Genomic DNA, 11,370 nt, shown 5'->3' with positions numbered 1-11,370 from the left:
ACCAGAGGAGACAGCATGACCCAGCGGACCGGTAAGCCCGGCGCCGTCATCCTCACCGGCTCGTTCCCGGTGATCCGGCGCAACCCGCTCTATCTCGACGAGGTGACCCGGCGTGGCCTGCGGGTCCTGGTGATCACCGCGCAGTCCTACCGCGAGCAGGCGACCGCCGCGATCGGCGACCCGGACAACCCGGCCTCGCAGATCACCGAGATCGGCTATGTCTCGGGCGATTTCACCGTGCAGGGCGCCTTTCTCGCCGGGGCGATCGCGCAGGCCACCGCGTGGCGGACCACGTACGACATCGTGGGCGCCTACGCCGTCGGGGACTACCTGGCCGAGCCGACCGGACTGCTCTGCGACGCACTCGGCGTCCCGTCGCCCGGCCTGCGTGCCAGCCGCGCCTGCCGTAGCAAGTTCCTGCAACGCTGGTACGCGCCCGAGCTCAGCCCGCCGTCACTGACCATCCCCGCCGGAGACCGGGAAACCGCCGATCTGTCCGGCGTCACCTATCCGGCGGTGGTCAAACCAGCGGGCCGCGCGTCCAGCTCCGGGGTCGAGACCGTGCACGGTGAGGAAGAGCTGCGCCGCCGCCTCGCCGGGTATCCCGCCCACGAGGTCGTCCTGGTCGAGGCCAAGGTGGACGGCCCGGAGTATTCGGTGGAAAGCCTCGTACAGCGCGGAGAGACAATCTTCGCCTCGGTCACCGGCAAGGAAACCACTGACTCGCACGCCCGGACGTTCGTCGAACTCGCGCACAGCGTTCCCGCCGCCGACGAGGGAGTCCGCGATGCCGTCCTCGACGCCAACCGGGCGCTGCTCGGCACCCTGGCGTTCGCCGACGGCATCGCGCACTCAGAATGGCGCGTCGGGCAGGACGGGGTGCCCAGGCTGATGGAGATCGCCGGCCGCACCCCCGGCGACGGTCTTCTGGTGCTCTATCACCTGGCCACCGGCGCCCCGCTGGAACCGGAGATCATTCGCATCGCCCTCGGCGAACGCGCCTCCTATCCGCGTCCGACCCGCTACGCCCGGCAGGTCTACCTCGAGCATGTGCCCGGGAAACTGGCCGACGTCACCGTCGAGTGGCCGGAGGTCGAACCTGTGTGGATCGGCGCCAGCGGCGTGTGGCCGGACATCCTGCCCGGCGACCCGGACGACGCCCCGACCCTGCGCGCGGTCCTGGTACACCAGCCACGGGGAACGAAACTGGTGCCACTGGCCAGTTCCGATGATCGGTCCGTCAGCTTCTTCATCGACGCCGCCACGCCTGGCGACCTGGACGAACTGGAGAAGCGGGCGCGCGCCGCCATCTCGATCGACGTCGTGCCCGATTGACACCCCGTCGATAGGCAAACGATTTCAGGTAGGCCTGAAATCTTGGGAAACGGTCGCGTGCCCCCTCTACTCTCCAATTCATCGGGCAACAATGAATTGGAGTGACTTGTGAAATCGGGAAGTTTGCGAAAGGTGCGAGCCGTGGCGGCAACGCTCGCTGCCGGAGCCGCCTTGCTGGTGAGCAATGCCGCTACGGCGACAGCGGGCGAAATCGGAACCCAAGACGCACACGGCTGTACCTTCACCGGCGGTCCTGGAGCCGCGCACGAACTGTGTATAAACGTCGCCGGGGTGGGCAACCACGTCGACCGTGCGCAGGGTGTCTACACCGTTCTTCCTCCGGGTTGGTATTGCGGTGTGACCTTCAAGCTCTTCGGCCGCGACTCCGGTGACCACCATTGGGAGAACGAGCAGCGGGCCGGATGCGGGCCGAATCCGTACGTCGACTGGTATTTCGGTTCCGGAAACGGCTATTTCAAGCCTGGTTCGGACTTGTGTGTCGCGGTGAAGCCGGGAGACGACAAGCCGTACATGGGCGAGTACGCCTGCATCCGGATCGAGTGAGCGACGGGGTGTCCTGGCGGCACGGCTGCCCGGACACCCCTACCCGATCAGCAACGACCGACCTCGCACCGAGACGTGGTGAACCGCGTAGCCACGATCCCGAACCGTGGTGATGAGCCCGGCTTCCCTGAGCACGGCGGTGTGCTGGCTGACCCCGGCGGCGGAGACTCCGACCGCCCGGGCGAGATCCGTTGTCGTGATCGGCGCCGTCGCCGCGATGGCGTACAGGACACGTGCTCGGGTCTTGCCCAGCAACGCGGCCAGCGACCGGTCGAGACGCGCGTGGCCGCGGAGGGCGCCGAAGGCGAGTTCTCGATCAACGGGATACACCAGCACAGGCCGTTCGGTCTGCGTCAACAGCGTGATGGGGCCCGGTTGGCAGAAGAACGAGGGCACCAATGTCAGCCCTCGCCCGTCCAGGTGTACTTCCTGCTCCACCGGATAGGCGACTTCCAGGACACCGTCATCCCAGCGAATGTCCGGGTGCAGAGTCGTCAACATGCATCCCAGCCCTTTCGCGACCACGGTCGCGGCTCTCCGCTCACGATCCAGGCCGACCGCTTGCCTGATGACCTCGGAGAAGGGCTCGATCGCGGCCGCGTGGTATGCCTCCAACGCGGCGCGCAGCCGGTCGAGTGCGACGCTCCGGCCATCGGCCAGATCGGTCATCCAGGACGTCAGGCGCGCTCTCTTGGCCAGCAGCGAAAGGTCGGCCCGGAGTTTCGTGGTCGATGTCGCCACAAGCTGGTCCAGACCTGTACCGAGGTCCGTTTCACCGGCTGTCGGTGTCAGGAAATCCGGTGAGTAGCCCACTGGCCGCGCCAAGGGCCACAGCAGGGCGGCCGACGGTGCGAGTTTCCCGCGTACCGCCGTGCGCCACGCACGGAGCGTCCCGGCGATTCCGACTGTTTGCGCTGCGTGCAGGCTCAGGAGAAGTTCCCACAGCGGATCGGGCGCGGCCGAAATCCTCGTTCCCAGCACATCGGCCGCCGAAAAGTGGATGCGCAACACAAGACCCCCAAGTGTTCGTCGATCCAGCCTAAGCAGGGCCCCGGTCCGCGGGCATGGTGCGATTCTTGAGCCGCGCTACCGCGCTGACCAGGAGAAAAAGGTCGTCACCGGCAGAAATCGCCGGTGACCGGCAGAAAAAGGGGTAGTTCGGCGACCACGGCGCGGTATTTTGGTGACAGGTGACCAAGAACGAACGCTGGGGGGCGTCATGACTTTGGGAAAAGCGCTGCGCGCCTATCGGGCACGTACGGGAGTCACCCAATACGAACTGGCACGCAAGGCCGGCATCAGTGTGCGTACGCTGCGGGACATAGAACACGAGTCGGGCGGCAGGCCACAACGTCGGTCCGTGCGGAAACTCCTCGATGCCACGGGTCTTTCAGACGCCGAGACAGGCGCCGTGGCGGTACTGCGGATCGACGTCCTCGGCCCATTGACGGTTCATGTTGGCGAGCACCGGGTCGAGGTGGGTGCGCCGATGTTGCGCCGACTGCTCGGCCTGCTGACCCTGCGAGCGAACGAGCCGGTCGCGCAGTCCGACATCGTCGATGTCTTGTGGGCGGAGAACGTGCCCTCGACGTACAGAAACCTGATCCAGACGTACGTGTCCCGGCTCCGGCGACTCTTGGGGCCGGGCGGGGCGGGCACGCGACTGCTCAGGAGCGGCACCGGGTATCAGCTTGTCCTGGAGTCCACGCAGAGCGACATTCTGGAGTTCGCTGTCCGCGTGGCCGACGCCGGCACCTTGCACGGGACCGGCCTGCTCGTCGCGGCCGAGTCCGAATACCGCGAAGCCCTCTCATTGTGGCGTGGCGCTGTGCTGGCCGATCTCGGGGCGGAGATTCAGCAGCTTCCGGTCATCGTCGCCCTGACACAGCGGTGGATAACCGTCGTGCTGTCCTATACCGATCTCGCCTTCGCAGGCGGTCGTCATCAGGATGCCCTGCCGCGGTTACGTCAGGCCGCGGCGGCAGAACCACTACACGAGAGTGTCAACGCCCGAATCATCGACGCGCTGGCGGCCACGGGACAACGAGAGGCCGCCGTGCGCTTGTTCCATGAGATCAGCGGCAGGCTCGGCGAACTCCTCGGTGTCGACCCCGGACCCGAGCTGCGTAGCGCCTATCTGCGCTGTCTCGAGCCGATCCGCCCGACACCAGGCCGGGGCGGGAGACGGCCGGCGCCGGAACAGCTGCCACCGGAAAGTCCTGTCTTCCTGGGCCGGGACCGGCAATTGGCGGATCTCGACGCCTTTCTGGTGTCGGCACTCGATTCCCACCGCGCCGCGCGCGTCGTCGTCATCACCGGCTCGGCGGGTGTCGGGAAGACGGCGCTCGCGATTCACTGGGCACACCGGGTCAGTGGCCGGTTTCCTGACGGGCAGCTGCACTACGACCTTCATGGCTATTCGAACGCTGTTCCCCGGACGGCGGGCGACGCGCTGACCGCGTTCCTCACCGGTCTCGGGGTCGATTCCGACTCGGTCCCGCTCGATGTCGACGCGCGTGCGGGCTTGCTGCGTTCCCTGCTTGCCGACCGCGAGGTACTTCTCGTACTGGACAACGTGACTGGCTGGGAGCAAGTCCTTCCGGTCCTGCCCGCCAATGCTCGCAGTGTGGTGGCGGTGACCAGCCGCAACGACCTGTCCGCGCTCGGACTGCACACCGACGCGAGGTTCGTCGAGCTGGATGTGCTCGACGAAGGTGATGCCATCGCGCTGCTCGCCCGATTGTCGGGCCGGCGCCCGGAAACCCCGGCTCTTGTCGAGCTGAGCGAGCTGTGCGCGCGCCTGCCTTTGGCGCTGAAGATCGCCGCGGCGAACCTCGCACGCGAGGCCCGCGGCAGCCTCGAGGGCTACGTGGCCGCGCTCCGCACCGGCAACCGTCTCGCCGAGCTGACTGTCGGCCGGACCGAAGGTGTGGCGGTTCAAGCGGCGTTCGACCTCTCCTACGCGACACTGGACCGGGACTCCGCTCGTCTGTTTCGCCTGCTCGGTCTCATTCCTTCGGCTGATGTGAGCATCGCGGCGCTGGCAGCGCTGGCAGGGGACACCGTGGAAGGCACGGTGCAGCTCGTCGAGCGGCTCACCGAGAACCATCTGGTTCACCGTCGCGTTCCAGACCGATACCAGATCCACGATCTGCTTCGCCTGTACGCGGACCAGCTTTGCGTCGAGGTGGACAGCGAGGAAGAACGCTCCTCCGCACGACGACGGCTTGCGGACTACTACTTGCGCACGGCGGCAAGGATCACCGAACAGGCATATCCAGGCATGCTGCGTTTTTGCTCTTTGCCCGAGACAGGCCGCTCCGCCGAGGAAGGCGACGTCGCGCCGAAGGACTGGCTCGCGGCCGAACACGGCAACCTGGCCGCTTCGGTCCTGCACACGGCCGAACAGGGGCCGCAGGAGCTCTCGTGGCAGCTGACCGATGCCCTCCGCGGCCATCTTTGGCGCAACTATGATGTCGCCACCTGGAGTTCCATGGCCGCGGCGGCGCTGACCGCGGCCCAGCGTGCTGGAGACAAGACCGCCGAAGCGGCCATGCACTACAGCCTCGGAGCCGCGTATCGCTGCAGTGGACACGACCCACTCATGGCAAGAAGGCATCTGCGTCGTGCCGAGCGCCTGTTCCACGAGTTGGACATTCCAGCCGGGCGGGCAGCGGCTCTCGACTGCCTCGGCATGGTTCTCCATCACGCGGGGAGATCGCACCGAGCGATCACCGTCCTGGAGCAGTCCGTGAAGCTGTGCGAACGAACAAGGTTCGCTGTCGGGCAAGCGAAGGCGTTGTGCAACCTTGGATACGTCGCCGCGGACCTCGGCATGACAGGGATCGCGCAGGAACGACTTCTCGAAGCACTGAAGTTGAGTGTGGAACTCGATGACAAGCACCTCGAGGCGCTGGCCCTGCACAATCTGAGCCGGCTCCACCACCACGCGAGCCGGTACGACGACGCCATGGACGGCTTCCGTCGAGCTCTGTCCATTCGCACCGAAATCGGGGATATCGAGGGCAGAGCGGCGACCCTGCGCGCCATCGGGCATCTGTCGGACTCCGCCGGCGAAGCAACCACCGCCCAGAAGTACTGGCACGACGCTCTCGCGGAGTTCGACCGGATCGGTCATCCCGCGGCCAGGGATATCCGCTCCCTGCTGCGCAACCGCGGCCTCTGCTCGCCATCGCGCTTCCTTTGCGTTGCAACCATTTAAGCGAAGGCTGAACCGTCTTGTCCAAGGACGCCGCTTCGTGGGCTACTGATCTTCGTTCTTCCGACATCGACGAAGGAGAAGACGTGACGAAGATGAGCTTGACCGCCCTGGCGGTCGCGGCCGCGGCGACGGCCGCGACCGCGCTCGCCCCCACCGCCGTCGCGGCGCCACGGCCGGAGCTCTGCGTACACACGGCACCGAACTACGGCGGGTCCACAACCTGCAGCAACGGCTGGAGCGGCATCAGTATCGGCAACTACCGCATCCGCAGCTGGTCCAACACCACCGACCGGGTGTGGTGCCTGGAATCCAACATCGGCACCTGGAAGGCCTACCCCGGTTACGAACCCAACGCCGACTACGGCGAGGCCCGGTTTCACGCCGCCCGCGAATGCTGACCGTGCACCGAGTGGCCGTTTTAGGTGAAGAATGACGACTGGGGAAATGGGCAAGGGCGGACGATCGCTGCGATCGTCCGCCCCTCCGAGGAAACCAGAAGATTCAGACTCGGTAGACCTTGATGTACATACTCTGCCAGGCGCCATTTTCGTCGGCGAGGCCGACGAGGGCGTATCGGTCGCCATAGCCAGGCGACTGGCAGGCCCAGTTCAGTGGTGCGTCGTTCACCATCCCGTACCGGAAGCAATCCGATGAACTGATGTAGGACTTGATGGCCACGTTGGCGCCGCCCGAGACATCGGACTCGATCACCAATGGGCCGCCGTAGCTGTAGAAGCCGACGTCACACCAGGCCGCCGCCGCGCAGTGCCGCTCGGCGACAAGTGTCGACGCTGCCTGCGCGGTGGCGGGCGTCCCGATCGTGGTCGCCAGACCCATGGCGGCCAGCGCAGCGCCGTAACGAAGCTTGTTCAACATGCTCACCTTTCCTCGTCAGCGTGGTGATTAGAGCCAGATCTGGAAACAGGCGGTGTCGGAAGCCTTGCTGTCCCAGGCCGTCCGGCTGTCTGCTCCCAGTGGGCAAACGCGGCGGCTGTCGATGGGATCGCGGCCGAAACCTGGTCTGACCTCCAAGTCAGGCGCAGAATCAAGCTATTCAAACCGGATCGACGTGGTCAAGATGATTAAGTTGTCGGTAAAACGTGAGTCGGCGTTGCCTGTGCGGATCGCTTGCCGAGGCAGCTAAGACCGATGTAACGAACGTCGCCGTCGTTATTTCACAACGGCGTTCGCCACGGACGAACCCTGGAACTCTGCCGCCAGGCCGATATCGACGACTGGTATGCCAGCCACCGCGAGCACGAGCGGAGACCGCTTCGCGGGTTCCTGCTTTGGGCGATGACCAGCAAACTCCTCCGGCCGCTACGGCTTCCGGCTCAAATCATCACTCGCAAGGCCCCGCTGCCCGAACCGGGGCGGATCGCGCTGCTCTACGCACAGCCGCTCAGCCGGATCGTCCGGCTCACCGTCGACGACCTCATCCGCGACGGCGACCAGGTCCTGCTCCGCCTCGGCGAGCCGCCCTCACCGGTCCCGGCGCCGGTCGCGGAACTGCTCTTGGCCTGGATCGCCCAGCGCGACAACATGAACACCGCCACCAACCCGAACTCCCGCTGGCTGTTCCCCGGCCGACGCGCCGGACAACCGATGCACCCCAGAACACTCGGCATGCTGGTGACCGGGCTCGGCGTCCCCACCACCACCGGACGCACCGCGGCCATTGAACACCACGTGCTCACCATGTCCGCCCCCGTGATCGCTGACGCCCTCGGCTACCACCGGTCACCACCACGAAAATCGCCACGAGAGCCGGGAGCACCTGGAGCCGCTACGCCCCGGGCGACCACACACCGTTATCTCGCCGACGAACCCGCCATAGTTGACTACGCGATCTCGCCACTCTCGGCGACCCCTTGTTGCGCGCATGTTCCGTGCTGGGGAGCTCACGTGGCGATCAAGAAAGATTCGTCCATGCCAGGTTCAACTCCTTGGACTTAACGTCTTGACCAGCAAATTGACGGCGATCCCCTCGGTTGTTTGATGGCTCCCGGTCCACCGGACGATCAGGGCTTAAATCCTAGATGACTCCGGCTGGCAGGGGTGTTGTGCAAGATGGCGGCCAGGACTCCCGCAGTCAGTGGGAATTCGGAAAGACGGGAGGCCCCCGGCTCGTCCCCGGAGGCCTCCCAGAGGAACACAACAACCCAGGAGGAAGCGTGCCCACGACCACCCTACGGCCATCTGACGACGCCCAGAGCCCGCCCGGCGGAGACCCGCCGCCGCGGAGACTGCCCCTGCGCTGGCTAGTCATCGGGATTCTCTCCGCGGCAACGGCCCTGGCCGCGAGCGCCGCGCTCGACAGGACCGCGATCCTGGTCGCCGTCGCCGTCGCCGTCGCGGTCGCCGCGGCACTGCACAAGATGATCGAGTAGCCCTTCGGCGTCAGGGGTGATTCCCTGCCCCCGAACGGTTCGGCCACGACACTCGCCACCGCGCCGTCGAGCTCGCGTTCGGCATCGGTCACCGGGAGACCCGTCTGCACGAACATCCCCCGGCCCGCGACCCGTTTCCGCTGCCCGTGGTACACCGACGGCTCGCCGCAAGATCGCCGCACGAGCCGGAACCACCTGGAATAGCTACGCCCCCGGGATCACTCACAGCCACAGTAATCGGAGGATTGGCGACAGTTGAGTATGCGGCCTTACCAATCAAGTGCTGCCAAGTGGGAGGGTCGGGAGCGGCGCGGTGGCGGTATCACCAGTCTCACCCCCCCCCGGGAACCTACAAAACCTGCTCCGCCGGATAGATGGTGATCTCTCCGGGCGTGGTCACCGGCAGGTCTGGGCCATGTACCCGGAGTCTCCATTCGGCCGGTCCCGCAGCACGCTCGAACACCACGTCGTCGTCGCTGAGCCCGACGGTCCGATAGAACGCCGCGGCGTCACCGGGTTCGGGTCCGGCATGAGCCGGAGCGAAGGGAGCGCCCAGGGTGCCCCTAGGGAACGTCCAGCCGCTGAACCCGGTCGGCTCCCACAGGGAGATCGCCGCACCGAACGGGTCCACGAGTGTCGCCATCCGTCCCTGACCGGGAACCTCGAACGGTGCCAGGACGATCGCCGCACCGGCCAGCTCAGCTGCGGCGATCCGCGCTTCGACGTCGTCCACCGCGACATACCAAGCGACATGTTCCGGTAGATCCGGGCGATAGATGGGGTTGGCGAGATCGCTGAGGCTGCCGACGGGATATCCGTCGCGAGTCAGCACCAACGCCGCACGCAGACCGGCCGGCTCGGCGGTCTCCCAGCCGAGCGCGCCTGACAGGAAGACTGCCGTCCCGGGTACGTCCCGGGTCTTGAGATCGAACCAGCAGAACGCACCAGGCGGGCGGATGTCATCGGTCACGATGCACTTTCTCGCACAGGGCGGGGGTGCGTGGCAAAGGAATTGTCGGTCAGTCCACGAGGCCCCACCAACTGATCAGGTTGGGTGCCACACCGGACAGTTGCACGCGCTCAGTGGTCGTCGACCACAGCCATGTCCGCGTTCGGCTCGCCGTGGTACACCGTCGTCAAGCCATCCTCGTCCTCGGCTACCACGACGCCACTACAACCCGGCTCGCCGCACAGGCCGGTGCCACATGGCGCCGGTATGCCCCGGCGATCACTCACCGCGACAACTCCGAGAGAACTCGCGACAGTTGAATATGCGACTTCACCAGTCGGCGACCCCTAGGCGCGCGGGGTCGCGACGTGGTTCAGCGATTGAGGAACGTGCACACGCAGGCTTTGTTGCCTTCGGGATCGGAGAGGACGACGAAGGCAGGGGCTTCGTCGTCGTACACCACTCGTCCGCCCGCGGCGACCGCGGCCGCGATGCGTTCTTGGGCGATGTCGTGCGGTAGCCACAGGTCGAGGTGGAAACGCTGGCGTGGAGTCTCGTGCGCGTCGGTGTGCTGAAACCAGAGCGAGGGCAGCCGTCCGCCGGGATCGACGACGTCATCGCCGGTGAATCCGCCGGCGAGCAAGGCTGCCCAGAACGGGCCGGCGGCGGCGAGGTCGGCGGAGTCCAGCGCGAGTTCGAGCTCGGCGAGTCCGCCCGGGTCGGATTCGATCCCTTGTGCGCGGGCGATTTCGCTGATCTGCCGGGCAAGGTCGATGTCGCGCTGGGTGATCCGGGCGACGTCGTGGCTGATCAGTTTCAGGTCTACGAAGGAGTACGTCAGGTTGACGTCGGGGTGGTGGCCGGCGCGTTCGGCGGCCTCGCCGACGGCGGTGACGAACGCGAGGCCCTTGGCGAAGTCGCCGGTGAGGAACCGCGCGTGGAGGGCCCGGATGAGCTTTCGCCAATCGCCCAGCCGGGCGTCGAGGATCTGCTGGTGCTTCATCAAGCTTCGTGGACCTTGTTCTCTAGGGTGGTGAGAATGGACAGGTGTAAGTGTGTCGCGGTGAAGCCCCACGAGCCCCGGCAGGCTGTGTGATGGCTCGGCGCTAGTGGACAGTCGCCCGGGTCTGGGTGCGGTTTGCGCGGAGTCGTTTGCCCGCGCGGCGTGCTCGGTCGATCCAGGCGTTGCGGCCCGCCTTGAGCATCTGCTCGGCGCGGTAGTCGACCTCGGCCAGCACGCCGGTGAGAAGGACGTCGTTGCTGTTGATCACGGTCGTGTCCCTTCAGGAACTCTGTGTCTCGTTGGTAGTGATCAGAGTCGTCCTGAGGGGGTGCGCTGGAGCATCGGGTGATCACCTAGAGACGCACCTGACTTGACCCCTTACCCTCGCTCATTCCCTGATCAGACGAGGTAAGGGACTGAGGGTCGAGGCCTTTCGCCTTATCCCCGGCGGCCTGGCAGTGCCGCGCGGCACGAGGTTTCCCTCCTGACCCGGGGTTCGACCGGCAGGGGAGTGGGTATGCCGGCGGTATGAGCGAAGAAGGCGGTAGCGCGATGACTGATGTGTCGATGAGCCGGGTCGCGGTGTGGTGTGCGCCTACCCTGCCGAGCTGACGGTGCCGCCCTCCGAAGTGAACGCGGAGGCGCTCGCCGGGTTGAGCCCTGAGCAGAGGAAGGCCCGGCTCGGTCAGGCTTTACTTCCGCGAGTGCAGAACCACCAGCCCATCCTGGCGGTGCACATCACCGTGTTGCTGCTTGAGCTGAGCGACGCGGAATTGCTCACCCTTCTCGAGAACGACGCGCGACTCGAACAGAAGGTGGAAGAAGCGACATCCGAACTCGCGCTCCGAGACGAAACCGGACGAGTACGACGTAGCGACGACTGACAGGCAGCATCATCGCCGCCACG

Annotated in this window: 12 protein-coding genes; 7 read left to right on the top strand and 5 right to left on the bottom strand. The window is 66.2% G+C overall.

Features of this window, described 5'->3' with window-relative positions; genetic code table 11:
• The first annotated feature begins 15 nt into the window (after nt 1-15).
• A complete protein-coding gene (locus tag ACFWMR_RS06755; RefSeq protein ID WP_378377582.1) occupies nt 16-1,335 on the top strand; it encodes an ATP-grasp domain-containing protein in 1,320 nt (439 codons plus the stop codon).
• Between the two features lie 141 nt (nt 1,336-1,476).
• The gene (locus ACFWMR_RS06750; protein WP_143267248.1) at nt 1,477-1,899 is read left to right on the top strand and encodes a hypothetical protein; all 423 of its coding nucleotides are present in this window, start codon (nt 1,477-1,479) and stop codon (nt 1,897-1,899) included.
• A gap of 39 nt (nt 1,900-1,938) precedes the next feature.
• On the opposite strand, the gene ACFWMR_RS06745 is transcribed toward ACFWMR_RS06750, so the two are convergent.
• Nucleotides 1,939-2,910 (bottom strand): ArsR/SmtB family transcription factor, encoded by a 972-nt coding sequence (locus ACFWMR_RS06745; protein WP_378377580.1) that lies wholly within the window; start codon nt 2,908-2,910, stop codon nt 1,939-1,941.
• Nucleotides 2,911-3,118: 208 nt separating this feature from the next.
• On the opposite strand from ACFWMR_RS06745, the gene ACFWMR_RS06740 reads away from it, so the two are divergent.
• Entirely contained in the window at nt 3,119-6,121 is a 3,003-nt protein-coding gene (locus ACFWMR_RS06740; RefSeq protein ID WP_378377578.1) for a BTAD domain-containing putative transcriptional regulator, read from the top strand.
• An 83-nt stretch (nt 6,122-6,204) separates the two neighbouring features.
• Nucleotides 6,205-6,519, top strand: coding sequence for a hypothetical protein (locus ACFWMR_RS06735; protein ID WP_093938950.1), 315 nt, complete (start codon nt 6,205-6,207; stop codon nt 6,517-6,519).
• A 103-nt stretch (nt 6,520-6,622) separates the two neighbouring features.
• On the opposite strand, the gene ACFWMR_RS06730 is transcribed toward ACFWMR_RS06735, so the two are convergent.
• Nucleotides 6,623-6,997, bottom strand: coding sequence for a hypothetical protein (locus ACFWMR_RS06730; RefSeq protein WP_093938949.1), 375 nt, complete (start codon nt 6,995-6,997; stop codon nt 6,623-6,625).
• Between the two features lie 420 nt (nt 6,998-7,417).
• Between ACFWMR_RS06730 and ACFWMR_RS06725 the strand changes: the two genes are divergently transcribed.
• Together ACFWMR_RS06725 and ACFWMR_RS06720 are read left to right on the top strand one after the other, a co-directional pair.
• The gene (locus ACFWMR_RS06725) at nt 7,418-8,077 is read left to right on the top strand and encodes a hypothetical protein (RefSeq protein WP_378377576.1); all 660 of its coding nucleotides are present in this window, start codon (nt 7,418-7,420) and stop codon (nt 8,075-8,077) included.
• A gap of 218 nt (nt 8,078-8,295) precedes the next feature.
• A complete protein-coding gene (locus ACFWMR_RS06720) occupies nt 8,296-8,511 on the top strand; it encodes a hypothetical protein (protein WP_378377574.1) in 216 nt (71 codons plus the stop codon).
• Nucleotides 8,512-8,860: 349 nt separating this feature from the next.
• On the opposite strand, the gene ACFWMR_RS06715 is transcribed toward ACFWMR_RS06720, so the two are convergent.
• From ACFWMR_RS06715 to ACFWMR_RS06705, 3 genes are all read right to left on the bottom strand, one after another.
• The gene (locus ACFWMR_RS06715; RefSeq protein WP_378377572.1) at nt 8,861-9,481 is read right to left on the bottom strand and encodes a hypothetical protein; all 621 of its coding nucleotides are present in this window, start codon (nt 9,479-9,481) and stop codon (nt 8,861-8,863) included.
• Between the two features lie 352 nt (nt 9,482-9,833).
• Nucleotides 9,834-10,463, bottom strand: a complete 630-nt coding sequence (locus ACFWMR_RS06710) for a 4a-hydroxytetrahydrobiopterin dehydratase (protein WP_378274420.1) — start codon at nt 10,461-10,463, stop codon at nt 9,834-9,836.
• Nucleotides 10,464-10,566: 103 nt separating this feature from the next.
• Nucleotides 10,567-10,731 (bottom strand): hypothetical protein, encoded by a 165-nt coding sequence (locus ACFWMR_RS06705; RefSeq protein ID WP_378377570.1) that lies wholly within the window; start codon nt 10,729-10,731, stop codon nt 10,567-10,569.
• A gap of 361 nt (nt 10,732-11,092) precedes the next feature.
• Here ACFWMR_RS06705 and ACFWMR_RS06700 point away from each other — a divergent pair, with 361 nt between their 5' ends.
• Nucleotides 11,093-11,347, top strand: a complete 255-nt coding sequence (locus ACFWMR_RS06700; protein WP_378377568.1) for a hypothetical protein — start codon at nt 11,093-11,095, stop codon at nt 11,345-11,347.
• The last annotated feature ends 23 nt before the right edge of the window (nt 11,348-11,370 follow it).

It is taken from the genome of Amycolatopsis thailandensis, assembly GCF_042723255.1.
In the GTDB taxonomy this organism is placed as follows: domain Bacteria; phylum Actinomycetota; class Actinomycetes; order Mycobacteriales; family Pseudonocardiaceae; genus Amycolatopsis; species Amycolatopsis thailandensis.
This window is presented reverse-complemented; position numbering and strand designations above follow the sequence as displayed.

Bases quoted from the DNA above. Each gene is read 5' to 3' on its own strand.
- ACFWMR_RS06755 (WP_378377582.1), top strand. From the start codon at position 16: ATGACCCAGCGGACCGGTAAGCCCGGCGCCGTCATCCTCACCGGCTCG.
- ACFWMR_RS06740 (WP_378377578.1), top strand. From the start codon at position 3,119: ATGACTTTGGGAAAAGCGCTGCGCGCCTATCGGGCACGTACGGGAGTC.
- ACFWMR_RS06730 (WP_093938949.1), bottom strand. From the start codon at position 6,997: ATGTTGAACAAGCTTCGTTACGGCGCTGCGCTGGCCGCCATGGGTCTG.
- ACFWMR_RS06725 (WP_378377576.1), top strand. From the start codon at position 7,418: ATGACCAGCAAACTCCTCCGGCCGCTACGGCTTCCGGCTCAAATCATC.
- ACFWMR_RS06710 (WP_378274420.1), bottom strand. From the start codon at position 10,463: ATGAAGCACCAGCAGATCCTCGACGCCCGGCTGGGCGATTGGCGAAAG.